Here is a 24,929-nt window from a genome sequence, read left to right as displayed (position 1 = left end):
TTTTGTATAAAATGGGTATAATGCACTAAAATTGGGCATTTTATTCTAGGGTAAGATTTGATATATTTATGGAAAAGATAATAATCATTCCTGAAGGAAAAATACGTGACTATGTAGATGGGACAATTCGAAACGAGACCCCTGAAGAGTATGTACGTCAAACAGTTGAAAAGCGGTTAGTAAATGAGCATAAATATGCTAAAGAACGCATAGCTATTGAATATAGTATACAAATGGGGTCAGGCAGGAAACGAGCTGATATCGTTATTTTTCCTGATGGCACAACTGAAGATGAAAAAAAAGATCAACAGCGTGTTTCTCTTATCATCGAATGCAAAAAAGAAGCCATAAAACCGACTGACAAGGATAACGGCACGGAACAGCTGAAAACCTATATGTCATCATGTAGTAACTGCGAATGGGGTATGTGGACAAATGGGCTGCACAAGACCGTTTTCCGAAAAACTATTGACGAAAAAGGTATGTTTGTATGGGATGAATATAATGATATTCCTTCAGCAGATGGAAGTGCTGATGAAAATGAAAGACCCAACCGCAACACGTTAAAGAAAGCTTTTGATGATAATCTGCTGTTTACTTTCCGCACTTGTCATAATATTATTTATGTATATGAAGGGCTGCAAAAGCAGCCTGCTTTTTTTGAATTCTTAAAAGTTATTTTTTGTAAAATTCATGATGAACACAATGTTCTTGATCCAATTGAATTCTATACAACTTCAACAGAACGCAATTATAAAGACGGTCAAGCAACGGTATATAAACGAATTACGAAAATATTTGAAGCAGTAAAAAAGAAACATGCTCAGATATTTGATCAGAATGACAGCATAAAACTTACACCGCGTACCCTTACTTTTCTTGTAGCAGAACTCCAAAAATACGCCTTACTCAATACGAACATCGATATTAAAGGAAAAGCGTATGAAGAAATTGTGGGAGCAAACTTACGGGGAGACCGCGGAGAGTTTTTTACTCCGCGCAATGTAATGAAAATGGCAGTTGACATGATTAACCCTCAAGATACCGAAAAAGTTTTGGATAGCAGCTGCGGTACGGGCGGGTTTGTAGTTACAGCAATGAATAAAGTAATTGAACGCCTGCAAAAACGGTTTATAGAACAGTATGGCGAAAAGGCAAAATGGAATCATGATATTCTAAAGGCTTACAATGAGAAGATTTCAGAAACAGCTGCAAAAAACTTCTTCGGCTTTGATATTAATCCTGACCTTGTAAAAGCTACTAAAATGAATATGGTGATGAATAATGACGGCAGTGGTAATATTGTACAACTCAATACCTTGCTTCCGCCGCAAGAATGGGCAGAAGAAACAAAAAAATATCTGGCAACAGCGCTCGAAGTAGATTCTAAAACCATTCTAAATCATAAAACAATCGGTCTTTTCGATGTGATTGTTACAAATCCGCCCTTCGGTTCCAAGATTCCCATACAAGACACCCAGATATTGGAGCAATTTGATTTAGGACATATCTGGCAAAAAGATGAAAAAGGTAACTGGCATAAAACCGCACGCTTGCAAAGTAGCGTACCGCCCGAGCAGTTATTTATCGAACGCATATTGCAATTGCTCAAAGAGGGAGGGCGTTGTGCAATCGTGCTGCCCGACAGCATTCTCGGCGCTCCCGGATTGGAGTATATCCGCCAGTGGTTGATTTGTAAAACTCGCATCATTGCCAGTATAGACCTACACGCCGATGCATTCCAGCCGCGTAACGGAACTCAATGTTCGATTCTCTTTCTTCAAAAGAAAACACAAAAAGAAATGGACGAAGAAGAAAAAAGCGGCCAAATAATTGATTACAACATATTTATGACCATGATAGACCATATCGGACACGACAAACGCGGCAATACTATTTTTAAGCGGGATGAAAAAGGTAATCTTATTATGGTAGAGAAAGAAGAAAACATTGCCGAAAAAGATTCGGACGGAAATGTAGTTTACCGCAGAGAAACACATCAGGTAAAAGGCGTAAATGACCAAACTGTTTTGGTTGCCGATGTTTTTGCTAAATGGAAAAAGCAGGAAGGCATTACATGGTAGCCGATAACTTAGCTTTAAACAGGTTTCATGAAGAAAAACCGATTGAAAATCCTTTATCTCCTACACCATTACAATATACTTCCGTTTCTCTATCTGAAGTTCAATACAACAAACTCCGTCTTGAAGCAAGTGCTTTTAACCTTAATGCTAAAGCAGCAAAATCAAAAGTAAAGCATTGTCTATACGGATATGTACACCTTTGGGGAGATGGTGGATTAGTGAAAGAAGCCTTTTACGGGAATCGTAAAAAACGTAATTATGTTGACAAAACTGTAATAGGTTCGCAAGGCTTTATTGGAAGTTCAGAAATGTTAGATATTAATCCTAGACCGCTCAAGTTTCTAATAAAAACTGAATCTTCTCAATTCTCTGTTAAAGAGGGGTGCATACTGCTTTCTCGCTCAGGTACTATAGGTAATGTTACATTTGTTAATAAAACATTATCAAAACTATTAGTTAGCGAACATGCAATAAGAATTGAACCTATTGCTTTTGGAGGCTATATTTATTCTTATTTGAAAACAACAATTGGTAAAACACTTATTAAAGCAAATACCTTTGGTGCTGTGATTGATGAAATAGAACCCGAACACTTAAAGAATATCATTATTCCCGATGCTCCCGAAAGTATAAAACAGAATATACACGAGTTAATTATTACTTCGTATAATTTACGAGATCAATCAAATGACCTTATTGAAAATGCAGAAAAAATACTTTATCAAGAATTACAACTACCGCCAATAGAAGATCTAAAGCCAACATATTTTGATAAAACCGTTGACCTGCGTAATTATACTACTCGGCTGAGCAGTTTGGATTTGAGATTGGATTGTTCGTATCATGTACCAATATGTAATTCAATAATAGATACTTTAAAAAAAACAGCGAAAAATATTCTTCTATGTAAGGATAAAGCTATTTCAGATTCAATTATTTTACCAATGAGATTTAAAAGAACATATGTTGAGGGGCATGAATATGGTACAAAATTCATAGGAGGCAAACATATAAATGAATTAAATCCTACCTCAGAAAAATATTTGTCTACAACATTACATGGAACAAGATTGGGAAGAGAACTCCTCTTAAAAGAAAATACTATTCTTATAACTCGAAGCGGTACAATTGGTAAAGTATCTATTGTACCTAAGCATTGGGAAAACTGGGCTGCAAATGAGCATATGATAAGAGTATTTCCTGCAAATAAAGAAATCGCCGGTTATTTGTATTGCTGGTTAAGTACTGATTATGGTTTGCAATTTATTCAAAAGCATACATATGGAGCTGTTGTAGATGAAATTGATATACATCATGTTGGGGATGTAGAAATTCCTCTACTCAAAAATGAATTAAAACAACAAGAGATAAACAATATGGTACTACAAGCAAATGATCTTCGTTATCAGGCTTACTTAAAAGAACAAGAAGCCATTAAGATGATGGACGATGTTATTGAAGGTAAAATCATAAGATTTTAGTTTGGAGAAAACAAATGAAAGAAATAGTCATTAGAAAAGATAAAACAATAGCGTATGATGATACACATTGTTATGTGGACGGTCAAATTATCTCTTCTACAGATAATAAAACTGATGCATTTGAATTGGCAACCAATATCTCCACTCCAATCGAACAGGCGGCTAATAAAGAAAAACTCAAGTTTTACAATAATTTTTTTAAAAGGCATTTTCAGAATATTGTCATATTATCTGCAGCAGGGACATCTTTGGATAATGGAGCTGATGAAACGAAGCGTGGCAAAATACGTGACGGACTTTGGGAATATTGTTTGTCTGAAATTGATGCTTTTATAAATGATATAACGGATTTAAAGGAAAGAGATTTCTATAAGCATAAAGATATTGAAAATTTATTATCTCATATTATCTTACATAAAAAACTTAATAGCTCAAATGAAGCATTTTCAGATAAAATTACTGCTCTTGAAAAGAAAATAGCGGAAGCTTGTACATTAACGTTACAGGAAGGGGCTCCTCATAAACTATTTCTTGATAAAATTACTGCACGGAAATCAAGTGATTCACGGATTCAACTATTTACTACGAATTATGATACCCTATTTGAACAAGCCGCTCAAACCGGAGGCTTTGTAATTATAGACGGTTTTTCATTTACCGAACCAAGAGAATTTTCAGGACGATATTTTGATTATGATATTGTAAATAGGGAAAGAACAAGATTAAAACAAGAAGACAGTTTTGTTTCAAGAGTTTTTCATTTATATAAATTACACGGTTCCTTGAATTGGGAGAAAACAGGGGAAAAAATTATACAAACTGCAAACCCAGAGCAGCCTTTAATTATTTATCCGGCCTCAAATAAGTATGAGAGTTCCTACGAACAACCTTATTTTGAAATGATGTCAAGATTCCAACAAGCGCTACGGAAAGAAAATATTTTATTAATCGTTATTGGTTTCGGCTTTAAAGATAAACATATCAAAAATGTAATTTTAGAAGCAGTAAATCAAAACCCCAGTTTTCAATTAGTGATCATTAATTATAGCGGTACTGAAGATGGTTCAATTGATAGAGAAGGTCTAAAAGATTTTTTTGAGGACGATAAACATAAAATAATTAAAAGAAATGTGACAATTATATTTGATTCATTTAAAAATTTTTCTAATAATTATCCAGAAAATGAAACATATTCCGAAAAATACGAAGGTGATAAAAATGAAACCATTTAACCATAACTATTTTCTAGGATATATCAATGAAATTACAGCTCAATATGTAAAGATTCATTTTCCTTCTTCTAATTTATTACATACATTCTATCATGAAGGATTAAATTTTACAGGTGGAAATGTCGGTAAGTTTATCGTAATTGAAGGAGAAGAATATGGCTTCCTTGCACGTATTATCGAATTAAATTTACCGGATAGTGAACGAAAAGAAATAAACGAAAAAGCAATATACGATGATACAACATTATTTCATCCATCCGGTAAGGCGGAATTGCTTTTAACATTTAATCTATTTGAACCAAATAAAACACAGAAAACCGTCTCCAATTATCCTCATATAGGAGCAAAAGTATATGCCTGTTCTGATGAGCAGATTTCAAAATATATTAAGGAATTCGGTAAAAAAGAGAACAATATAGATGTCGCATATGCACCAATAGGAAAACTCACTGCAAATGATGCTCTCTGTAATGTCTCTTTGGATTCTTTATTTGGACGTCATTGCGCTGTTATCGGTACTACAGGTGGAGGAAAGAGCTGGACAGTAGCAAAACTAATAGAAGGAATAACTGAGTATACAAAGAATAAAGTCATTTTGATCGATGCAACAGGAGAATATAAAAATCTAACAAATAATTCATATATTTTAGGTGTGAATTCTTATTTTCCATATCAAAAACTGTCTATTCCTGATTTATTCTATTTATTAAGACCGACAGGGCAATCACAACGACCTATTCTATTAGAAGCGATTCGATCATTAAAGATAAAACAGTTACAAGGAGAAAATAACGTATATGTAAAAGCAGGTACCAAAAAATCTATTTATAGGAATTTGTATGATGAGAATATAAATATTATTGAAGACAATTACTGCAACTTTGACATACATCTCTTAGTAAGACAAATTCATGAAGAGTGTATTTATCCTAACGGTTATCAGGATATAACAATATTTGGAGGGGAAGATAAAAAGACATACGATTATCAAACTTCTCTTATTGCACGCATAACAGATCTTCTGAATACAGATATTTTTAAAAAATTACTCGGATTTAATAATATACCAGGAAATATTTCTTCAATAATTAAAACTATAGATGACTTTTTATCTTCATCAACAGGTGCAATATTACGGATCAGCTTTGAAGATATTCCATCATCTTTTTCTGCTAAAGAGATTGTTTCGAATGCCTTGGCAACATATCTGTTACAGAAAGCAAGAAGTAAAGACTTCGTAAAAAATCCTGTTGTATTATTTTTAGATGAGGCTCACCAATTTTTAAATAAAGGTGTGAAAGATGAATTTTTTGAGATACACTCACTTGATGCATTTGATTTGATTGCTAAAGAGGCTCGTAAATACGGCTTATTTCTCTGTTTATCTACACAAATGCCGAGAGATATTCCTGTTGGAACATTAAGCCAAATGGGAACTTTTATTGTTCATCGCCTAATTAATGATTTGGATAAAAAAGCAGTAGAGAATGCCGCTTCTTCTGCAAATAGAAATGTTCTATCATTTTTACCCATACTTGGCGAAGGCGAAGCATTACTTGTTGGGGTCGATTTTCCTATGCCTCTACTACTAAAAATCGATGAGCCTAAAAACAGACCTGATTCTGAAACACCAAAACTTAGAAGAAAATAACACTCAAAACATCGAACAAGGTACGGATACAAAAGGTAAATTCAACAAAGTGTATTATAACGAAGAAAAATAGAACTTATTGTATACGTATATTGCTCATACGAGATCAAAACTAAGATTATACAGATTTCACAGAAGATGGCGGTTCTGACATAAACTCGTCTGTTGTGCAGATTTTTGTCACGGATACCGCTGGTTCCAAGCAACCTCATGTTCAGCGAGGTCGCAGATATCCCCTTCCCAAACGGACAAGGATGTCTGTGGTTCCACACAGCAGCGATGTTTTTTACTTCTCAAAAAACTCGCGTCCAAGAATTGACAAGGGTGTCAATTCTTGGACAGCGTGAGGGATTGCAGCGGTAGCCTTTTTGCCGTTGATACATGGCAAAAGCAGTTTTCGACGTGAGGAGAAACACTGCCTCTATAATGCAGTAATGGCAAAAAGCTACAAGCGAAAAGCCCGACGGTTTGCGCCGCCGGTACATAATTATACGGCGTAAACCGGCACGCCCATAATCATAATATCATAATTAAAAAATATAATTCTGCTTATTGTCCCTCACATTCGTTTTCAGCCAAAATATATCGCCGGTAGACAATGTTTCGTTTATTTCATGGACGCCGGGCGGGAGAATAATTAAAATCGGAGTAACCTGTAGGAGATTCCATGCTAAAAACGGTGAAGGCTTTTTTGGCCCTTATGCAAAACCAAAAAAAGGAAATTGTTTTTTCCGTTGTATTAAGTTTTATCGACGGCTTTTTTATAATGATACCTTTTATCATCGCCTTTGAAATCGTAAACGCCGTACCGCTTTTTAATCCCGACGCTTTGGGAACGCTTGATGTCCGTAGTATGTACCGGTACATCGGCGTTATGGCGGCAGCGGTTTTTATTAGAATTGTACTGCGTTACTTTACGCTCTATTTCCGCGGTGGGGCAGGTTATAAGGCAATGTGCCGCGAGCGTAAAAACTTAGGGACACGATTACGCAAGGTATCGCTCGGCTTTCTCAATAAAAAAAACACGGGCGACTTGGTTTCGACCATTACTTCCGATGCGGCGTTTTTGGAAATTGAAGGCATGGGCGTTATCGAAAAAATCGCTCTGGGCATTCCTGTTTTTGCTATCGGACTTACTGTCTTGCTTGCCTTCGATTACCGCATCTTTTTGCTCACCGCTTTTTTGTTTGTTCCAGTATGGTACATGTATAAAAAATTATCTACATTGCAGGACAAATTAAAAATAAACCGGCAGGACTTTATCGGAAAAGTTACCGCCGATATTGTTGAATTTATCAACGGGATCCATGTGCTTAAAATATACAACATGGCGGAAAAGCGGTTTTCAAAAACGGCTGAAGCGGTAAAGAATTTACGGGATTTTTCCGTCCGCGCGGAACTCGCTCATATTCCTGTCGGCTCTCTTTTTCAGTTTTGCTTACGGCTTGTTACGGCGGGAATAGTTTTTTCTTCCGCCCTGCTTTTTTTACGGGGAACGCTTTCTTTTGCACACATCTTTTTGATGATGACCGCCTCTTTCGGTTTATTCAGCGGTATTGAAGCGATGGGGATTTTCAGTATCTTTTCTAAAATGACTCAGCAGTCAATCGACCGTATGAATGCCATCAAAGCTGTTCCGGAAATGCAAAACCTTTCAGGGAACCTGCTGCTCGATCCTCAAAAACCGCACGCTTTCGATATTCAATTTGAAGATGTTTCTTTTGCGTACGCCGAAAAAGAGGTGCTGCACAATATCAGCTTTTCAGTTCCCGAAAAAACGGTAACCGCTCTCGCAGGTCTTTCGGGAAGCGGCAAGACGACTATTGTGAATCTGCTTGCCCGTTTTTGGGATATAAAAAAGGGGCGTATCAGTATCGGCGGCACCGATATTAAAGAACTCAATTACGAAAACCTTTTGCACAATATCAGCTTTGTGTTTCAGGATGTGTTTTTGTTTAACGACACGATATTGAATAATATCAAACTCGGCAGGGAAGATGCTTCTTTGGAGGAAGTGTATCAGGCGGCTGAGCGTGCGGGCTGCACCGATTTTATTATGCAAACTGAAAAAGGCTACGATACGGTTATCGGAGAGGCTGGCTTGCGGCTTTCGGGCGGAGAAAAACAGCGCATTTCGATTGCCCGTGCCTTTCTTAAAAATACTCCGATTGTGCTCTTGGACGAGGTTACCGCCAATGTCGATGCGGAAAACGAAGCCAAAATACAAGCCGCCTTACAGGAATTGCTCAAAGATAAAACCGTCATCATGATTGCTCACAAGCTGACAAACCTCCGCAACGCCGGCCAAATTCTGGTCCTCGAAAACGGGCACATTGTTCAGCGCGGCAGGCATGGGGAGCTGATAAAAGAAGAAGGCCTCTATAAAGAATTGTTGGAAGAATCTAAAAACTGACGGTGATTTTCCATTTGTAAGAACACAGTGAAAACCGCAAAAATTTGCAGAAAATGTTCCAATGTTGTGTCGTATTGATGCTTACATCGGTACCGTGAAAAACAGTTTGCGGATACAGCTTTTTTTCTTATTCACTACACTGTGATTTCAATCTGATTGTCTTCGAACGCAACGATGCAGCTTTCGTAATATCCGTCACCTGTTGTTCTAGGACCGCTTGCAACGCTGAATCCCGCATGTCTTAGCTTTTCGGTCAGTTCATCTACTGCCTCTTTGCTGCCGACTGAAAAAGCGATGTGTGCATACCCAGTGCGTGTCGGAAGTTTTTTTGGATCCGACATTTCGGGCTTGTTCATTATTTCCAGCCGAGCACCACCATCAAAACTTATAAAATACGAACGAAAATCTGTAGTTTTATTGTGGTAACCGGCATTCGCTCGTCCGTTAAAATATCCGGTAAAAAAATCTCGTGCCTTTTCCAGATCATTTACATACATGGCGATGTGTTCGATTTTCATAAATGCCTCCTGATTTCCGGTTTTTAATTTCTGCAAACAGGGATTTGCAATTCAATTCGATTTATTTTATCTCATATCTGAAAACGAATCTATGTAACTAGTGAGACGGTGTACTGGGAGTACGGTAGGTTGCAGCGTGGGAATGTTGCGACGCCGGACATAAGCTGCATTGAAATTGATGAGCGATTGAGCGAACGCAAGGCGGGGAAAAACAGTAATAACCGCGAAATGTTTAAAAAAAAGATGGGAAGATTTTGCTTTTGCAGAAGCTGACGGCGAACCTATTGGCGATGTGCAAAAACGGAATATCGAAGCTCTGAATGAAATTCTTCAAAAATATGCGGATAAAAATATTGTCATAGGAACTCATGGGACGGCATTAAGCAGTATATTCAATTATTATGATCCGGGTTTTAATGGAGAGAGTTTTATGAAAATAATTGATTTTATGCCTTATATCGTAAAAACGGAGTTTGCTGGAAATAAGTTTTTATCAAAAGAAGAATTGTTTTATATAAAAAAGAAATATATAGATGTCTGATTTGTCTTTGATGTAAAACAATTGCAAATAATGATATTTTTATTTAAAATAAAGTCAGAAAGAAAGGATGAGGTACTTATATGTTTAACTTAATTATTTTAGTGGCAGTAACAGTAATCGCTGTTCGTTTAACAAAAAAAGGTGATTACATTAAGTACCAGCCCTGGCTGGACTAGTCTCCTTTATTTTCAAACAGCGCATTAAATTTTTCTAAATCTTCCTGACCCTTTTCATCTTTTTCTTCCGGCAGTTCCCATGCATTATGCAGGTTTTGCATCAGTTCCCTCATTTTGTTTTTGTGTCCTACATCAGAACAAATGGAGTTGTAGAGATCTTTTCCACTGTGATAAACGAAACTTGACGATAAGCTTTCCCTCGTATATACTACAATATATATGGTGGTGATGATATGGTTTGTACAAAAGTGTTCACAAGCGGAAACAGCCAGGCAGTAAGAATCCCTAAAGAATTTCATATCGATTTTTCCGAATTATTCATCAAGAAAATCGGTTCATCAATAATTCTGACGCCGAAAGAAAGCAAGTGGGAAAATCTTAAAAGAAGTCTTTCCGAGTTTTCCGATGATTTTATGTCGGAAGGAAGAAATCAACCGGCAATGCAAAAACGGGAATTTTAAAGTTTAATGTATTTGCTGGATACAAATATCTGTATTTTCCTCATAAAAAATAAAAATCAGTATTTGGAAAAAAAATATTTAACTGTAAAAAAGAAGAATTGTTTCTTTCCGCTATCACGATTGCGGAATTGGAGTACGGTGTTTCAAAAAGTCAATGTAGAGAAAAGAATCGCCGGGCGCTTTTGGATTTTTGTGCAGATTTTACTAACATAATAGATTTTACTACAGAAGACACGGAAACATACGGAATGATTAGAGCCTATCTTGAAAACAAAGGTATTCCGATCGGACCTTTTGATACACAGATTGCCGCCCAAGCGTTAGCAAGAAATCTTACTGTAGTTACAAATAATATAAGAGAATTTTCCCGAATACCCGGACTGAAAGTCGAAGACTGGACAAAAGAATCATAGGGAACCTATGAAAAAAATCTTTTTCTTTCCAATGTTTATGGTAAACTTGAAGAAGCAAAGCAGGACATGAAAAGCGCAGATATTCTTCTGTTGAAGATGCGGTTGCTCATATAAGGGAAAAACATGGTCTATAATGTACATATTTTTTACGCAAAAAGAGATTATAATAATTTAATATAAATAAAATCTAACACCCGTAATTTATTCTGCCTGGGACTCGGAGACTTTTTGCGGTAATGTGCAGCTAAGGTGCGGAAAGAATCAGATTCGGTTTCACCGAAAGAAATAAAATGCACGTATACGCATAAATCATCTGACGCCGTTTCCAAATTCAGCACCTAAATCAGATAGATTTTTGATTTATGAAATTTATGATAAAAAATCACTTTCGAGAAATGCAGTTTTCAAAGGAAATGACAATGAAACTGTAACTCATATTCTTTTCGTTTTGGATTTGAAGAAAATGCCCCTGTAAGTGAAAAAAATCCAATTCACTGAAAACAGCCGCTTTTTTACCATTTGCAAAATTCGAAAGGTAGTGTTAATATGAAAATATTGAAAAAAATGTTGACAAGGGTTTTGAGGAGAGCATAATCTTGAACAGAACAGATAAATCTTTCTTTAATGATTTTTATATAGAAGAAAAAGACCGTCGTGTCCGAGCGTGAGAAAATGCGTTCGCGGTACGTCGTTTTTTTTGTTTTTAATAGGTTTTCCAAGCCAACAAGTTGTGCGCAAACTTGCGGTTTAACATAAAACTAACTTACGTAGGAGGAAATATGAGAACCTGTTTAAGAAAAATCGGAATACTTGCGGCGGTTGTCGTCGCGGTGATAGGAATTACAGGATGCTGGATCTCCACTGACGGAGGTAAAACACCTGACACAAATGCATCTGACACAAAAAAAACTGACACAAAGAAACCTGGTGCAGAGACACCTGAGCCAGAGACCCCTAATCCAGAGACCCCTAATCCAGAGACACCTGAGCCAACAATTCCGCCAGCAGTTCCAGAGAACTTTGTAAGAGTCCCCGGCATCTCAATAAGAGGAGATGAGACTTGGACACCATCCTCAAGAGTGTTTGTGAGCGGACGAATGCTGGAGATAAAACCCTTTTTCATGAGCGACCACGAAGTGACAAGGGCTGAGTACAAAAAGGTAATCGGAAGCGACCCGAGTATAGCAAAGGCTCACGACAAGGACGGACATGAACTTACGGGAGAAGCTGCAGGCAAGAATCCTGTAAACCAAGTCAGCTGGTATGATGCACTCGTGTACTGCAACAAGCTTTCGATAAAAGAAAGCCTCACCCCATGCTATAAAATCAACGGCTCTACAAACCCTGATGACTGGGGCGCAATTCCGAATTCAGACGACGCTACATGGAACGCCGCTACATGCGACTTTACTGCCGACGGCTACAGGCTTCCGACAGAAGCGGAATGGGAATGGGCTGCCCGCGGCGGACAGAACTACACCTACGCCGGAAGCGACAACAGCGATGATGTCGCATGGTATAAATTGAACACAAGCGCTACAGGAACGAGGGAAGTGAAAACAAAGAAAAAGAACGGCTATGAACTTTATGACATGAGCGGGAACGTGTGGGAATTGTGCTGGGACTGGTACGAAGACATATCGAACGCCACACCAAACACAGGAGCGTCGTCGGGTTTCTACCGTTGTTATCGTGGCGGTTCTTGGTACATCAACGCCAAATACGCTAAGGTTGCTAGTCGGGGCTACTACTACACGTACGGCCGCAACTACTACTTTGGCTTCCGCCTTGTTCGCTCCGCCAACTAGCGTTTGCTAGCGCATTTTTTTGCACACAAAATCACAAAAGGAGCACATATCGCCGCATTTGCCGAGGTATTTTGTTCCTTCTTTTTTTAACTGTCGTTTAAGCTCTTTGCGGTATTTTGAGAGTCCTTTGTTAAAGCAAATCTCTACCATTTTGTTGTTTTTTGCGTTTTGCATAATTTCTTCCAAGCTGTCGTTTATTGTTCCTATGAAAAGTTCTTGATTTTCATTTGCAAATCCGCAGCACGGCGCGATATTGCCGTCTGGGTGAACAAAAAGTATGTTTCCGGGTCCTTCGCAATAGTCGTCTTTGAACCAATGTTTTGAATTCCATGCCCTTTTATCGTTTGACAGGAATGTTTGCGGCAGATGGTAGATTGGGATATCTTTTGGCAGCAATGAAAAATCCGGGGCGTTACGGGGTGAAACCCCGTTAGAAGGGGTGGCGCAAGACCACTTGTGGGCTGGAGACAGGGGAAGACTTTCCCTTTCTTCTGTTCTATCTACTGTTTGAATGTTGACTGAAGTTTGCCCGAAAATTTTTTGAACTGCGGTTACGAATGTGACGATTCTGTTTGAATCTTGTCCGTGAAATGAGTCCCAACTGACTCCGATTTTTCCATCGTAGCCGGCGTCGTAGATTTTTTTGAGCGTTGTGTTCAGTTCTTCTTCTGTTTTCCACCAGTCGCCGTTTGTCATGATTTGGTCGAACATCATGTCGTTTTTGACTGAAAACTTAACGATTTCTTCTATAAATGAGGTGTACAAAAACGGTTCGCCGCCTGTGAATCCGATTTTTTCTATTTTTGGAAGTGTTTTGTCGGTTTTGTGCGAGTCCAGGCAGTTTTGTATAAAAGTGATAGATTTTTCAATGCTCAATTTTTGCGGATTTTTGTTCACAAAGCAATGTGGGCAATGTAGGTTGCAAGCTGTTGTCACGGAAAAAATAATTTCGGTCGGATTAAACATATTTTTATTATAAGGAATTTTGATTGAAATTGCGAATTAAAATCATTATAGTTAAACTTATCAATATGTAAAAACATCTCTATTTGGGGTGATGCCGCAATGCGGAATTGCGGAAGTTATAAGGAGTTTTTATGATTAAAACAGTTAAAGATGTTGATTTGAAAGGCAAGCGTATTATTATGCGTGTTGACTTTAACGTTCCAATGAAAGACGGAGTTGTGCAGGACGATACTCGCATTATGGCTGCTCTTCCGACTATTAAATATATTCTTGAACAGCACCCGCGTTCGTTAGTTCTTATGAGTCACCTTGGAGACCCTAAAAAAGATGTAAAAAAAGCTCAGGAAAAAGCTGAAAAAGCAGGTAAGACATGGACTGATGCCGATACTGAAAAGTTTATCAACGGTAAAAACCGCATGGAACCTGTTGTAAAATATTTTGCAGAAAAACTCGGAAAAAATGTTATTTTCTTGCCGGACGCTCTTGGACAAAAAGCTGCAATCGACGCACTTCCTGATGGGGCTGTAGCAATGCTCGAAAATGTCCGCTTTCACAAAGAAGAAACTTCTAAAGATCCTGCCGAACGCGATGTAATGGCAAAAGAACTTGCTTCTTACGGTGATATTTTTGTAAACGATGCTTTTGGTACTGCTCACCGCGACCAGGCTTCTACTGCTTCTATCGCCAAATTTATGCCTGTTCCGTCTGTAGGCGGTTTCCTTATGGAAAAAGAGGTGAAATATATTCAGCCGATGGTTGAAAATCCTCCAAAACCTCAAGTTGCAATTATCGGCGGTGCAAAAGTTTCTTCTAAGATTGCCGTTTTGGAATCTTTGTTGAAAAATGCGTCTGCCCTCATAATCGGCGGCGGTATGGCTTACACTTTCCTCAAAGCTCAGGGGCATAAAGTAGGTATTTCTCTTGTTGAAGATGATTTTATCGATACTGCTAAAAAGTTGCTCGCTGATGCAGCTGCTAAAAATGTAAAAATTGTCCTTCCTGTTGACCACGTCGCTGCAGACAAATTTGATGCAAGCGCTGTTCCTGTTGCTGTAGACGGTGTTGATATTCCTGACAATCTTATGGCTATGGATGTAGGTCCAAAGACTATTGAATCTTATAAAGAAGTTATCTCTACTGCAAAATCTGTTGTATGGAACGGTCCTGTTGGGGTTTTTGAATTTGACGCTTTTGCAAAAGGAACTGCTGCTGTTGCCAAACTTGTTGCCGACGCTACAGGACGCGGTGCTATGACTGTTGTTGGAGGTGGTGACTCTGTCGCTGCTGTAAACAAGTTTAATCTTGCAGATAAGATGAGCCACGTTTCTACTGGTGGAGGCGCTTCTCTTGAATTCCTCGAAGGAAAGACATTGCCGGGAATCGCTATTTTGGCTACAAAATAGTTTTTTTATGTTGCAGCGGGTTTTGTAAAAATCAAGGCTCGCTCAACTGAATTTTATTTTTTTAGTTTTATCAATTATAAAGGAGTTCTTAAATGGCACGTACACATTATATTGCAGGAAACTGGAAGATGAACACTTCTAAAGAAGAAGCTGTTGCTTTGGCAAAAGATTTGGTTGCTCAGTTAAAAGGCAAAACAAATAAATTCATGATTGGTGTTCCTTTTGTATACCTAGATGCAGTTGCTCAAGTTGTAAAAGGTTCAAATATAATCCTTGCGGCTCAAGATTGTGCTGCAACTTCGAATGGCGCTCATACAGGAGAAATTTCTACAACTATGTTGAAAGATGTTGGTTGCCAGTGTGTGATTCTCGGTCACTCTGAACGCCGCCACGAAATCGGTGAATCTGATGAACTTATCAACAAAAAAGTTCGCAAGGCTTTGAACGACGGTCTTGAAGTTGACCTTTGTATCGGTGAGCTTCTAGCGGAACGTGAAGCAGGCGAAGCTGAACAAGTTTGCGCTTTTCAGCTTTCTGCAGGGCTTGCCGGAGTAACAGAAGATCAGATGAAAAGAGTTACAATCGCATACGAACCTGTTTGGGCTATTGGAACAGGAAAAACAGCTACTCCCGAAGATGCTCAGGCTATTCATAAATTTATCCGTGGATATATCGCAAAGCTCTACAATCAGAAAGTTGCTGATGAAGTTATAATTCAGTACGGCGGTTCAATGAAAGCGTCAAATGCTGCTGAACTTCTGGCTCAGCCTGATATTGACGGCGGTCTGATTGGCGGAGCTTCTTTGAAAGCTGAAACTTTTGTGCCTATCTGCGTGCTTTAATCAAGCGATATCGGCAGTTTTATAAACACCGATGTAAAAACGTCGATGTAAAAACGTCATGGACTTTTTTTTCTGTGACGTTTTTTTTGTCGGAAACAGTTTATCTGTTTTGAATGCGCTGTCATCCTATAGATAAAAGCTTTTTAATTCCATTGACCAAACAATGAATATTTAATAAAATTAATCTAATTTTTATCTGAAAAGAAATATGGAGAAATAAAAAATGAGTACAATTGGTGTTGTTCTTTTAGTAATTTTCGTAATCGTTAGTTTGCTTTTAGTTCTTTTGGTTTCAATCCAAGACGATGGCGAAAACGGAATGGGAGGTTTGCTCGGTGGTCGTGGTACGGCTGCATTCGGTTCTCATTCTGCAAGTGTTCTTTCAAAAACAACTCTTGTATTAGTATTTTTGTTTTTTGCTCTCACTTTGGGACTTGCATTGATGAACAATAAACCAAAATTTGACAAAGATCTCGCTCCTGCAACTTCTGTTGAATCTGAGTCTGGAACTGAGACAGAATCTACAGCTCCTGCGGCAGACAGCAACTGGTGGGCAGAAGGAGCTAATGCTGAATAATTATGCTCGGTAGTCTTATAAGTCCTTCATGCATAAAACTCGACCTCAAAAGCTCTGAATACGAAGAATGCTTTGCAGAGTTGCTCGAAGTTATCATAGCAAATCATCATGATGTAGATAGAACGGAAGCGATGAACGCTCTTGTTCAACGTGAAGAAAAAATGAGCACCGCTATATTTCCGTGCGTGGCTGTTCCGCATGCTGTTTGCGATATAAAAAACATAGCAATTGCAATCGGAGTAAGCCGCGATGGTGTGACGTTCGATGCAATCGAAGATAACGGAAAAATAAGCGGAGCTGATGTTGATATAAATATCGTGTTTGAAATTTTATTTGCAGAGCATGATACTGAAATTCACTTGCAAGTGCTGCGAGATATCCTCGAATTAATCAACAACCCTGACTTTGTAAAAAATGTTGTCAATTCAAAGTCTTCACAGGAAGTTTATGATTTGATAATTTCTATTGTTTCTTGAGTATAAGCAGGAGGTTCTTATATGGCAGAAAATAATCCGGAACTTGATGCAATAAATCACCTTCTAAAAATAGAAAAGCAGGCATCTGGACTCATAAACGATGCCACATCAGAAGCCGATAAAAGGCGTGCCGCTGCTCGTGCAAAATACAATGAGCAATTTAAAACCGCTTACGACAAAGTTGCGCAGGAACTTGAAAAAAAATATCAGTCTGAATATTCAAAAATAAAATCAAAATACAAATCTGAAATTGAAACATACAAGAAAACGCTTGAATCAAAAAATCAGGAACAGCAGAAATTTTTTGCTCTGCTCGATAAATTGCTTTTTGCTTAATTTGAGGAAGTATTTATGGACAGAGAGTCGGCAGGAGCTTTTGTTTACGCAAAGGCAAGCGGCATTTTAGGACATTCTTTTATAGGTTCTCGCACGCACCTTCTTTTTGAACAAAAATCTTTAAGCGGATTGTGGACAATGATTTTTAAAACTCCTGTTCCGATTATTCCTGAAGTCATGCTTGCAGAGCAGATTGAGAGCGAGGCTTTCACTAAGTTCATTAGCGAATACAAATATTTTGTAAAATGTTACGACAAACCCGACCCTCTCCTTATAGACCAACTTTGTATTTATGAAGCGGAAAATCTCAAAGAAGTTTCAGACGCTCTTTCAAACGGTCAAAAAACGCCGCCTGCTCTTGTAGACCTTGAGGGGATGACAAAGCTTGATTTTACAGCATGGCCTGATATCGCAAAAATTACAAAAGACACACCTTACTCATGGTATAACCGTGTTCCGGATGTTCATGAGCAGCAAAAGATGGAATTTAAACTTGACCTTCAAGTTATCCGCCATCTTTGGAATTCTGTGATTCAAAAAAAAGGCGAAATCAGAGAAGTTCTTTTGAAAATTTACGAAAACGAATATACAATTAAAAATATAATCTGGGCGTTGCGCCTGCGAATTTACTACAAGATGGCAAAAGAAGATATAGCTGATAAACTCATTTATGTAACCGACAAACCTAGTTCAGATGATCCTATCGCGGGACCTGCATTGAGCGTGCTCGACATGCCTTTGGATAACTACGAAACATGGTCAAACTGGAAATACAAAGATCTGATCAATCCTTACGTAGAGGGAGAACCTTGGGAAATTGATCCTACATGGATTGAAAACAGAAATAGGGTAGTTTTGAATAGACTTTCTTTAAAAGTTTTTCATCAGTACCCGATGACTGAATGTTCGCTGATTGGCTGGTACAAAATTAAAAAATACGAACTTCGTTGTATTCGTACGGCTGTTGAAAGTCTTAGGTTGAATATAAATGCAAGTGAAGCGATGTCATCTGTCGGCATTTCAACTGATGGAGGAGCAATTTATGGCTAGAACTGCAGAAATGAAGCTGCTTGAGCTGATGGTTCTAAAAGAAGATATTTCAGCGGTGATTGAATATATTGGGAAAAAAGGCAGTTTTCAGTTTCAGAAAAAAGAAAAGTCACGCAATGCTATCAATCAGAGCGATGAAAACGCATTTGTAGATGTAGACAGCCAGTTTTATGATGAAATAAAGTCGGCATGTTCGGATCTTTCAATCGACCTCAGCGAAGTTTCTGAAATTATTGCAAAAAGTTCATCTCCGACTGAAAAAGACCGAGAAAGTGCCGGTTATATAATTCAATCGTACCGAAATCTTTCCAAACAGCTTACAGAAGCAAAAGAATCGGCTTCAAAAATTCAAGATGCTTATAAAGAAGCGATGGCTTTTTCGAATCTTCAAGTTTCGTATGCAGAACTCGAGCACCTTTCGTTTCTCTCACTCAAAATCGGTAAAATTTCTTCCGGAAAATACGAAGACCTTAAAAACGCGCTTGAAGGAAACGCAGTTGTAATTCCTCTCGGCGATGATAAATCTCATCTGCTCATTGCATCTTCTAAAAAAGGTCGTTTTGCCCTCGATTCAATTCTAAAAGAATACGATTTTGTTACTATGGAGATTCCTCCTGATTTTAAGGGCGTTCCTCAGAATGTCCTCGACGGGCTAAAAAAACGTAAAATCGAATCAGAGAGTGCGATTGAAGAACTCGAAATCCAAAAAAAGAATTTTGCAGAAACTCACAAACAGTCTTTCATAAAACTCGCAGCGAGCTTTGCAATTGCAGTCCAGATTGAAGGTATAAAACGGAATCTTGAATCTACGGAATTAGTATACAGAATTACAGGCTGGATTCCTGCAGGCGAAGCAGAAGCATATATGAAAGAACTCGAAGATCTTACCGAAGGGCGAATTGCAATCCGTGAATTCGAGCCTTATGAAGTTCCTGCCGTCATGAACGGAATAGAAGATGTTCCTGTAAAACTCGAACACGGCAAATTCGTAAAAAGTTTTGAAAGAATGATTTTTTCTTATGGTTCGCCTGTTTATGGGACAATTGACCCGAGCCCGTTTGTAGCTATTTTCTTTACGATTTTGTTTGGAATCATGTTCGGAGATTTTGGACAGGGAATGTTCTTTGTTTTGTTCGGAATTTTGATGATGCGAAACGTGATTAAAGTCGGCAGATGGAACAAATTTGCTCCGATTTTTATGTCGATCGGTATTTCAAGCTCAATTATGGGACTTTTGACAGGTGAATTTTTTGGTACTGAAAAAGTCCTCGAACCTTTTGCTGAATGGGTGACAGGCTTCTTTGGAACTCCACATGCTCCGATTTTAAAGCTGATGCCTTCTTCTGACCCTAATTCAATTTTTGTTATGTTCGGCGTTTTTGGTGCCGCAGTTGCAATCGGTTTTGTGATAAACACGTGCGGACTTTTGCTCAACATCATCAACAATATAATCAGAAAAAAATATGCTCAGGCGTTGTTCGGGAAAAATGGACTTGCCGGTGCAATCTTCTTTTGGTATGTGATTGCGTTGATTTTGCGCATTGTGATTGCGCATCATTCAGTTGCGGTTTATGATATTGTTATAATTGCAGTATCATTGTTTTTTGCAGCTTTTGCTGAACCTTTTGCGCTCAAACTTGAAGGTAAAAAAGAGTTATTTGAAAACGGTTTTGGCGCTTATTTTATTTCGAGTATTGTTGAAATAATCGAAGTTATTTCAGGATATTTATCGAATACAATAAGTTTTGTGCGTGTCGGTGCTTTTGCGCTTTCGCACGCCGTGTTAAACTTTACAATATTGACGCTGACAAATATGTGTGGTGGAGTCCTTTCTCCAGGTGGAATTTTGATCATGATTTTAGGAAATGCATTGATCATTGTTCTTGAAGGAATGATTGTCGCAATTCAGGTGATACGTCTTCAGTATTATGAATTTTTTAGCAAATTCTTCCATGAAACAGGAAGCGAATTCAAACCGTTTGTGTTTGAAGCAGAAATAGATAATTAAGATAACCCGGCGAGTGCCGGCAAAGGAGTTAATATGAAAAAATTTCTTTCGTTTTTGACAGTTTTGGCAGGCGGTGCATGCTTGTTTGCTGAAGAAGCTGAAGGCGCTTCTAGTTTTAGCGGAAGCGGAATCAAATATCTCGCTGCTGCTATTGCAGTCGGACTTGCTTGTATTGCATCTGGAATGGCTGTAGGTAAAATCGGTGCCGCTGCTATGGGTGCGATGAGTGAAAATCCTGAACTCTCAGGTAAAGCACTTCCGTTCGTAGGGCTCGCTGAAGGTATTTGTCTTTGGGGAATGCTTGTTGGGGTTCTTATCTTATTCAGATAGTCCGATTTTTCTATAAAGCTGACATAAATTGAAATATTATATTATCGGAGAGCGTGAATTAGTTCTCGCTTTCAAGATGATTGGGGTATCGGGTACGTTTGCAGAAACCCGTCAGGAAGTTTTAGATGCTTTTAACCGTGTCATAGGCAAAGGCGGAATTTCAAATGTTCCCACAGGTGAAATACCTCGTGTTCTAATTCTCACGGAACATGCTGCCAGTCAGATTGAAGATGAACAAATCGCGTGGCAAAAAACAGGTAATTTTCCTCTGATTGTTGAAATACCGGGATTGAACGGGCACATTGAAGGTAAAAGGTCTTTGCTTGACGCAATTCGCGAAGCAATCGGTGTACAGGTTTAGGTAGGTAGGAAAGTTTTATGCAGGAATTAAGATCTACAGACATACTGGATAAAGAGATTCAGTCAGATGCCCGCAAAAAGGCAGAAAAAATCCTTAGAAAAGCAGATTCGGATTGCGAAAATCTTCTGGCTTCTGTTGATGAAAATATTCAAAAAGCAAAGGCAGAAAAAGAATCGTTTTACGCAAACAAACTTGCAGATTTTGAAAAAGACCAAAAAGCTTTTTTTCCTCTTGAAAAGAAACGTTTTGAAGTTTCATTTGTAAACGATCAGATTTTAAAAAATATCGATGCATATATTGGAAAGCTTTCGGTTGAAAAAAAATTAGGACTTGTCTGCAAAAACTACGATTTTAAGTCTGATAAAAAAGTCAATGCTTTTGTTTACGGATTTGATATTGGAGATGCGAAAAAGTTTCTTGAATCTAAGCTTGGAAAAAAACTTTTGAGCTGCCGGCAGACGCAGTTTGGAAAAATAATAATAGAAGACGACTGCGGCCTTAAAACTCCAGAAGGAATTATTCTAGAAGCAGAAGATAAATCATTTAGGGTTAGTCTTACAATGAGCGAAATTTTGAGTCACATTCTTGATGAAAACAGAGAGGAATTGTTTGATACTTTGTTTGGAGGACACCTATGATTGAAGGAAAGATCACTCGTATTGCAGGTCCTGTCATCTACGCTCAAGGGCTTGACGGTTGCGGACTTTATGATGTTGTCGATGTAGGCGAAAAAAAACTTATCGGTGAAATCATCCGTCAAAATAAAGGGAACACTACGATTCAGGTTTACGAAGACGGAACCGGTATGCACATCGGCGAAAAAGTTGTGTGTACAGAACGTCCACTTTCTTTAAGGCTTGGACCCGGCGTTGTGGGAAACATTTACGATGGAATTCAGCGTCCGCTTCAAGCTATGTATGAAAATTCCGGTGCTTTTTTGCTTCCGGGAGAGCGAGCAGACCCTCTTGATGTAAAAAAAGTTTGGCATTTTGAGGCAGGAGATGATTCTGAAGGAAAACAAATCTGTAAAGGGACTGCCATAAAGCCCGGAATGTCTATCGGAACTGTAAAAGAAACCGAGTCTATTACAGAAAAAATTATGATTCCTCCTTATATACGTGGGCGTTCACTCGCTTCTTTTAAAGGAACCGGCGACTACACTGTAGATGACGTGATTGCTACAACAGAACTCGGGGAAGATATCAAACTCTCTCAATATTGGCCTGTTCGTCAGCCTCGTCCATTTACACAAAAACTTGGAGTTTCGGAGCCTTTGATTACAGGACAGCGTGTAATCGATGTCTTTTTTCCTCTTTCAAAAGGTGGTACTGCTGCAATTCCGGGAGGTTTTGGAACCGGAAAGACAATGACTCAGCATGCAGTTGCAAAATGGTGTGATGCTGATTTAATCGTATATATCGGCTGTGGAGAACGCGGCAACGAAATGACAGAAGTTCTCACTGAATTTCCTGAATTGATTGACCCGAGAACCGGTCGTTCTATTATGGAAAGAACAATTCTCATTGCAAACACTTCAAACATGCCTGTTGCGGCTCGCGAAGTTTCTCTGTATTCAGGGATTACTCTTGCAGAATATTTCCGCGATATGGGAATGGCAGTCGCTATAATGGCAGATTCGACTTCTCGTTGGGCGGAGGCTCTTCGAGAACTTTCTGGACGTATGGAAGAAATGCCTGCTGAAGAAGGATTTCCTGCATACTTGCCGACACGTCTCGCTTCATTTTATGAACGAGCAGGACGCGTGATAAGTCTGGAAGGTCAAGAAGGTTCTGTTTCTGTAATTGGAGCTGTTTCTCCACCTGGTGGTGATTTTTCAGAGCCTGTCACCCAGCACACAAAGCGTTTTATCCGTTGTTTCTGGGCTCTCGACCGAGAACTTGCAAATGCGCGTCATTATCCTGCTATCGGTTGGATAGATTCCTATTCGGAATATGCTGATGAAGTTCGTGACTGGTGGGAAGTTCACAATCCGCTTTGGGGAACACTTCGTCAAAAAGCATTGGAACTTCTTAAAAACGAAAATAAACTTGAACAGATTGTCCGGCTGATTGGACCGGATGCTCTGCCAAATACAGACCGCCTTGTCCTCAAAGTTGCTGATATGATAAAGAACGGTTTTCTTCAGCAAAATGCGTTTGACGATGTTGATAAATATTGCTCGACAGACAAACAGATTGGAATCCTCGAATTGATTCTGGAATACTATGAGCGGGCATTGAACTGCATAAAAGGCGGTGCAACTTTACAGCAAGTATCAACACTTCCTGTTTGCGAAGAAATCACCCGTATTAAGATGACAATTCCGAACGACAAGCTCGAAAAAATACAGGATATCAAAGGCAATCTTGATAAGCAGATTGGCGAAGTTGAACGACTTTATAAAGTAGGAATGTAGAATGAAAGGAACAGAATATAGAGGTGTGACCTCAGTAGACGGACCAATCGTTGTTATGAAACGCACGGAAAATGTTTTTTACAATGAAACAGTCTGCATTCGCGACAGACGCGGAGAGAAGAGAATCGGTAAAATTGTTGATATTTCTGAAGACGCAGTAGTTGTTCAGAGTTTCGGCTCTACTACAGGTCTCGACCTCGAAGAATCTTCATTTGAGTTTCTCGATAAACCTCTTGAACTGAGGGTAGGAGAGCAACTTCTTGGGCGAGTGTTCAACGGGCTTGGAGAAGCGATCGACGGGTATCCTGCAATCATAAGTTCTGAAAAACGAAACATAAACGGAAACCCGATGAACCCATATGCTCGTATTTATCCGCGTGATTTTATTCAGACTGGGATTTCTGCAATCGATGGTATGAACTCGCTTGTTCGCGGACAAAAACTTCCTATTTTTTCGGGAAACGGTCTTCCGCACAATAAACTCGCCGCACAAATCATCAGACAGGCTAAACTGCGAAACAGCGACGAACAGTTTGTAATGGTTTTTGCCGGTATGGGTATAAAATATGACGTTGCAAAATTTTTCGTAGATACTTTTGAAGAGTCTGGTGTACTTTCAAATGTGGTCATGTTTCAGTCGCTTGCAGACGCACCTTCTATCGAACGAATAATTACGCCTCGTTGTGCACTGACAGCGGCAGAATATCTCGCATTTGAAAAAGGAATGCATGTACTTGTCGTGATGACAGATATGACAAACTACTGCGAGGCTCTCCGTGAAATTTCTACAACACGAGGAGAAGTTCCTGGTCGTAAAGGTTATCCGGGATATCTTTATTCGGATCTTGCAGAACTTTATGAACGTGCAGGTCGCGTTACAGGAAGCGAAGGTTCAATCACTCAGATTCCGATTCTTACAATGCCTAACGATGATATATCTCACCCGATCCCGGATTTAACTGGATATATAACCGAAGGTCAGATTGTACTTGGCAGGGAAATGACACAAAAAGGTCTGTATCCGCCTGTTGCAGGGCTTCCATCGCTTTCTCGCTTGATGAAAGACGGAATCGGTCCGGAAATGACACGTGAAGATCACGCAAACGTCTCAAGTCAGTTGTTTGCATCTTACTCTAAAGTAAAGTCGATTCGAAATCTTGCTGCAATCATCGGTGAAGAAGAGCTATCAGAATTGGATAAACAATATCTTAAATTTGGCAAACGGCTGGAAGAAGAATTTTTCAGTCAGGGCGAATACGAAGACCGCACGATCGAACAGACATTGGACATAGGTTGGAAAATTCTTGCAGAGCTTCCATCATCTGAGTTGACTCGTATAAAGCCGGAGTTCATAGCAAAGTATATGAGTTGAGAAATTCATATTTA

Annotated in this window: 23 protein-coding genes; 21 read left to right on the top strand and 2 right to left on the bottom strand. The window is 38.8% G+C overall.

All coding sequences use genetic code 11. The features are described 5' to 3' along the window. The first annotated feature begins 68 nt into the window (after positions 1 to 68). The 5 genes from H9I37_RS09455 (at position 69) to H9I37_RS09435 (ending at position 8,861) form a co-directional block, all read left to right on the top strand. The gene (locus H9I37_RS09455) at positions 69 to 2,084 is read left to right on the top strand and encodes a type I restriction-modification system subunit M (RefSeq protein WP_187382381.1); all 2,016 of its coding nucleotides are present in this window, start codon (positions 69 to 71) and stop codon (positions 2,082 to 2,084) included. After that, a complete protein-coding gene (locus H9I37_RS09450) occupies positions 2,054 to 3,565 on the top strand; it encodes a restriction endonuclease subunit S (RefSeq protein ID WP_255422533.1) in 1,512 nt (503 codons plus the stop codon). The genes H9I37_RS09455 and H9I37_RS09450 overlap by 31 nt, the downstream gene beginning before the upstream one ends. A gap of 14 nt (positions 3,566 to 3,579) precedes the next feature. Continuing rightward, positions 3,580 to 4,797 (top strand): SIR2 family protein, encoded by a 1,218-nt coding sequence (locus H9I37_RS09445; RefSeq protein WP_187382380.1) that lies wholly within the window; start codon positions 3,580 to 3,582, stop codon positions 4,795 to 4,797. Then, positions 4,784 to 6,448, top strand: a complete 1,665-nt coding sequence (locus H9I37_RS09440; RefSeq protein ID WP_187382379.1) for an ATP-binding protein — start codon at positions 4,784 to 4,786, stop codon at positions 6,446 to 6,448. The genes H9I37_RS09445 and H9I37_RS09440 overlap by 14 nt, the downstream gene beginning before the upstream one ends. 667 nt (positions 6,449 to 7,115) lie before the next feature. Continuing rightward, entirely contained in the window at positions 7,116 to 8,861 is a 1,746-nt protein-coding gene (locus tag H9I37_RS09435; RefSeq protein WP_187382378.1) for an ABC transporter ATP-binding protein, read from the top strand. 134 nt (positions 8,862 to 8,995) lie between these two features. Here H9I37_RS09435 and H9I37_RS09430 read toward each other — a convergent pair whose 3' ends face one another. Then, positions 8,996 to 9,379: a VOC family protein gene (locus H9I37_RS09430; protein WP_187382377.1), complete on the bottom strand. Its 384-nt coding sequence runs from the start codon at positions 9,377 to 9,379 to the stop codon at positions 8,996 to 8,998. Between the two features lie 292 nt (positions 9,380 to 9,671). Between H9I37_RS09430 and H9I37_RS09425 the strand changes: the two genes are divergently transcribed. The 4 genes from H9I37_RS09425 (at position 9,672) to H9I37_RS09410 (ending at position 12,778) form a co-directional block, all read left to right on the top strand. Next, positions 9,672 to 9,920: a hypothetical protein gene (locus tag H9I37_RS09425; RefSeq protein WP_370586906.1), complete on the top strand. Its 249-nt coding sequence runs from the start codon at positions 9,672 to 9,674 to the stop codon at positions 9,918 to 9,920. 409 nt (positions 9,921 to 10,329) lie between these two features. Then, positions 10,330 to 10,557, top strand: a complete 228-nt coding sequence (gene vapB, locus H9I37_RS09420; protein ID WP_040846134.1) for a type II toxin-antitoxin system antitoxin VapB — start codon at positions 10,330 to 10,332, stop codon at positions 10,555 to 10,557. Positions 10,558 to 10,655: 98 nt separating this feature from the next. Beyond that, positions 10,656 to 10,970 (top strand): type II toxin-antitoxin system VapC family toxin, encoded by a 315-nt coding sequence (locus tag H9I37_RS09415; protein WP_255422532.1) that lies wholly within the window; start codon positions 10,656 to 10,658, stop codon positions 10,968 to 10,970. A 1,097-nt stretch (positions 10,971 to 12,067) separates the two neighbouring features. Further along, entirely contained in the window at positions 12,068 to 12,778 is a 711-nt protein-coding gene (locus H9I37_RS09410) for a formylglycine-generating enzyme family protein (protein WP_187382376.1), read from the top strand. A gap of 6 nt (positions 12,779 to 12,784) precedes the next feature. On the opposite strand, the gene H9I37_RS09405 is transcribed toward H9I37_RS09410, so the two are convergent. Beyond that, on the bottom strand, positions 12,785 to 13,744 hold the full coding sequence (locus H9I37_RS09405) for a radical SAM protein (RefSeq protein ID WP_255422531.1): 960 nt from the start codon (positions 13,742 to 13,744) through the stop codon (positions 12,785 to 12,787). A gap of 131 nt (positions 13,745 to 13,875) precedes the next feature. Here H9I37_RS09405 and H9I37_RS09400 point away from each other — a divergent pair, with 131 nt between their 5' ends. The 12 genes from H9I37_RS09400 to H9I37_RS09345 all read left to right on the top strand — a co-directional run bounded on the left by H9I37_RS09400 (position 13,876) and on the right by H9I37_RS09345 (position 24,915). Further along, on the top strand, positions 13,876 to 15,147 hold the full coding sequence (locus tag H9I37_RS09400; protein WP_187382374.1) for a phosphoglycerate kinase: 1,272 nt from the start codon (positions 13,876 to 13,878) through the stop codon (positions 15,145 to 15,147). Positions 15,148 to 15,239: 92 nt separating this feature from the next. Then, the gene (gene tpiA / locus H9I37_RS09395) at positions 15,240 to 15,989 is read left to right on the top strand and encodes a triose-phosphate isomerase (RefSeq protein WP_187382373.1); all 750 of its coding nucleotides are present in this window, start codon (positions 15,240 to 15,242) and stop codon (positions 15,987 to 15,989) included. 223 nt (positions 15,990 to 16,212) lie between these two features. Next, complete coding sequence (gene secG / locus H9I37_RS09390) at positions 16,213 to 16,566, top strand: preprotein translocase subunit SecG (protein ID WP_187382372.1); 354 nt, start codon at positions 16,213 to 16,215, stop codon at positions 16,564 to 16,566. Positions 16,567 to 16,568: 2 nt separating this feature from the next. Beyond that, complete coding sequence (locus H9I37_RS09385) at positions 16,569 to 17,042, top strand: PTS sugar transporter subunit IIA (RefSeq protein WP_187382371.1); 474 nt, start codon at positions 16,569 to 16,571, stop codon at positions 17,040 to 17,042. Between the two features lie 21 nt (positions 17,043 to 17,063). Next, positions 17,064 to 17,378, top strand: a complete 315-nt coding sequence (locus H9I37_RS09380; RefSeq protein WP_187382370.1) for a hypothetical protein — start codon at positions 17,064 to 17,066, stop codon at positions 17,376 to 17,378. A 15-nt stretch (positions 17,379 to 17,393) separates the two neighbouring features. Beyond that, positions 17,394 to 18,428: a V0D/AC39 family V-type ATPase subunit gene (locus tag H9I37_RS09375; protein ID WP_187382369.1), complete on the top strand. Its 1,035-nt coding sequence runs from the start codon at positions 17,394 to 17,396 to the stop codon at positions 18,426 to 18,428. Beyond that, on the top strand, positions 18,421 to 20,436 hold the full coding sequence (locus H9I37_RS09370; protein WP_187382368.1) for a V-type ATP synthase subunit I: 2,016 nt from the start codon (positions 18,421 to 18,423) through the stop codon (positions 20,434 to 20,436). Before H9I37_RS09375 ends, H9I37_RS09370 begins: the two co-directional genes overlap by 8 nt. A gap of 33 nt (positions 20,437 to 20,469) precedes the next feature. Beyond that, entirely contained in the window at positions 20,470 to 20,766 is a 297-nt protein-coding gene (locus H9I37_RS09365; protein ID WP_187382367.1) for an ATP synthase subunit C, read from the top strand. Positions 20,767 to 20,794: 28 nt separating this feature from the next. Further along, the gene (locus H9I37_RS09360) at positions 20,795 to 21,127 is read left to right on the top strand and encodes a V-type ATP synthase subunit F (protein ID WP_187382366.1); all 333 of its coding nucleotides are present in this window, start codon (positions 20,795 to 20,797) and stop codon (positions 21,125 to 21,127) included. Between the two features lie 17 nt (positions 21,128 to 21,144). Beyond that, complete coding sequence (locus H9I37_RS09355) at positions 21,145 to 21,765, top strand: V-type ATP synthase subunit E family protein (RefSeq protein ID WP_187382365.1); 621 nt, start codon at positions 21,145 to 21,147, stop codon at positions 21,763 to 21,765. Then, positions 21,762 to 23,543 carry a V-type ATP synthase subunit A gene (locus H9I37_RS09350; protein ID WP_187382364.1) on the top strand — a complete coding sequence of 594 codons (1,782 nt, stop codon included), beginning with the start codon at positions 21,762 to 21,764 and terminating at the stop codon, positions 23,541 to 23,543. Before H9I37_RS09355 ends, H9I37_RS09350 begins: the two co-directional genes overlap by 4 nt. A 1-nt stretch (position 23,544) precedes the next feature. Further along, the gene (locus tag H9I37_RS09345) at positions 23,545 to 24,915 is read left to right on the top strand and encodes a V-type ATP synthase subunit B (RefSeq protein WP_187382363.1); all 1,371 of its coding nucleotides are present in this window, start codon (positions 23,545 to 23,547) and stop codon (positions 24,913 to 24,915) included. Positions 24,916 to 24,929: the final 14 nt, after the last annotated feature.

This window comes from Treponema sp. Marseille-Q3903 (assembly GCF_014334335.1).
In the GTDB taxonomy this organism is placed as follows: domain Bacteria; phylum Spirochaetota; class Spirochaetia; order Treponematales; family Treponemataceae; genus Treponema_D.
This window is presented reverse-complemented; position numbering and strand designations above follow the sequence as displayed.

Bases quoted from the DNA above. Each gene is read 5' to 3' on its own strand.
- H9I37_RS09455 (WP_187382381.1), top strand. From the start codon at position 69: ATGGAAAAGATAATAATCATTCCTGAAGGAAAAATACGTGACTATGTA.
- H9I37_RS09450 (WP_255422533.1), top strand. From the start codon at position 2,054: ATGGAAAAAGCAGGAAGGCATTACATGGTAGCCGATAACTTAGCTTTA.
- H9I37_RS09445 (WP_187382380.1), top strand. From the start codon at position 3,580: ATGAAAGAAATAGTCATTAGAAAAGATAAAACAATAGCGTATGATGAT.
- H9I37_RS09440 (WP_187382379.1), top strand. From the start codon at position 4,784: ATGAAACCATTTAACCATAACTATTTTCTAGGATATATCAATGAAATT.
- H9I37_RS09435 (WP_187382378.1), top strand. From the start codon at position 7,116: ATGCTAAAAACGGTGAAGGCTTTTTTGGCCCTTATGCAAAACCAAAAA.
- H9I37_RS09430 (WP_187382377.1), bottom strand. From the start codon at position 9,379: ATGAAAATCGAACACATCGCCATGTATGTAAATGATCTGGAAAAGGCA.
- vapB (WP_040846134.1), top strand. From the start codon at position 10,330: ATGGTTTGTACAAAAGTGTTCACAAGCGGAAACAGCCAGGCAGTAAGA.
- H9I37_RS09410 (WP_187382376.1), top strand. From the start codon at position 12,068: ATGCTGGAGATAAAACCCTTTTTCATGAGCGACCACGAAGTGACAAGG.
- H9I37_RS09405 (WP_255422531.1), bottom strand. From the start codon at position 13,744: ATGTTTAATCCGACCGAAATTATTTTTTCCGTGACAACAGCTTGCAAC.
- H9I37_RS09400 (WP_187382374.1), top strand. From the start codon at position 13,876: ATGATTAAAACAGTTAAAGATGTTGATTTGAAAGGCAAGCGTATTATT.
- tpiA (WP_187382373.1), top strand. From the start codon at position 15,240: ATGGCACGTACACATTATATTGCAGGAAACTGGAAGATGAACACTTCT.
- secG (WP_187382372.1), top strand. From the start codon at position 16,213: ATGAGTACAATTGGTGTTGTTCTTTTAGTAATTTTCGTAATCGTTAGT.
- H9I37_RS09385 (WP_187382371.1), top strand. From the start codon at position 16,569: ATGCTCGGTAGTCTTATAAGTCCTTCATGCATAAAACTCGACCTCAAA.
- H9I37_RS09380 (WP_187382370.1), top strand. From the start codon at position 17,064: ATGGCAGAAAATAATCCGGAACTTGATGCAATAAATCACCTTCTAAAA.
- H9I37_RS09375 (WP_187382369.1), top strand. From the start codon at position 17,394: ATGGACAGAGAGTCGGCAGGAGCTTTTGTTTACGCAAAGGCAAGCGGC.
- H9I37_RS09370 (WP_187382368.1), top strand. From the start codon at position 18,421: ATGGCTAGAACTGCAGAAATGAAGCTGCTTGAGCTGATGGTTCTAAAA.
- H9I37_RS09365 (WP_187382367.1), top strand. From the start codon at position 20,470: ATGAAAAAATTTCTTTCGTTTTTGACAGTTTTGGCAGGCGGTGCATGC.
- H9I37_RS09355 (WP_187382365.1), top strand. From the start codon at position 21,145: ATGCAGGAATTAAGATCTACAGACATACTGGATAAAGAGATTCAGTCA.
- H9I37_RS09350 (WP_187382364.1), top strand. From the start codon at position 21,762: ATGATTGAAGGAAAGATCACTCGTATTGCAGGTCCTGTCATCTACGCT.
- H9I37_RS09345 (WP_187382363.1), top strand. From the start codon at position 23,545: ATGAAAGGAACAGAATATAGAGGTGTGACCTCAGTAGACGGACCAATC.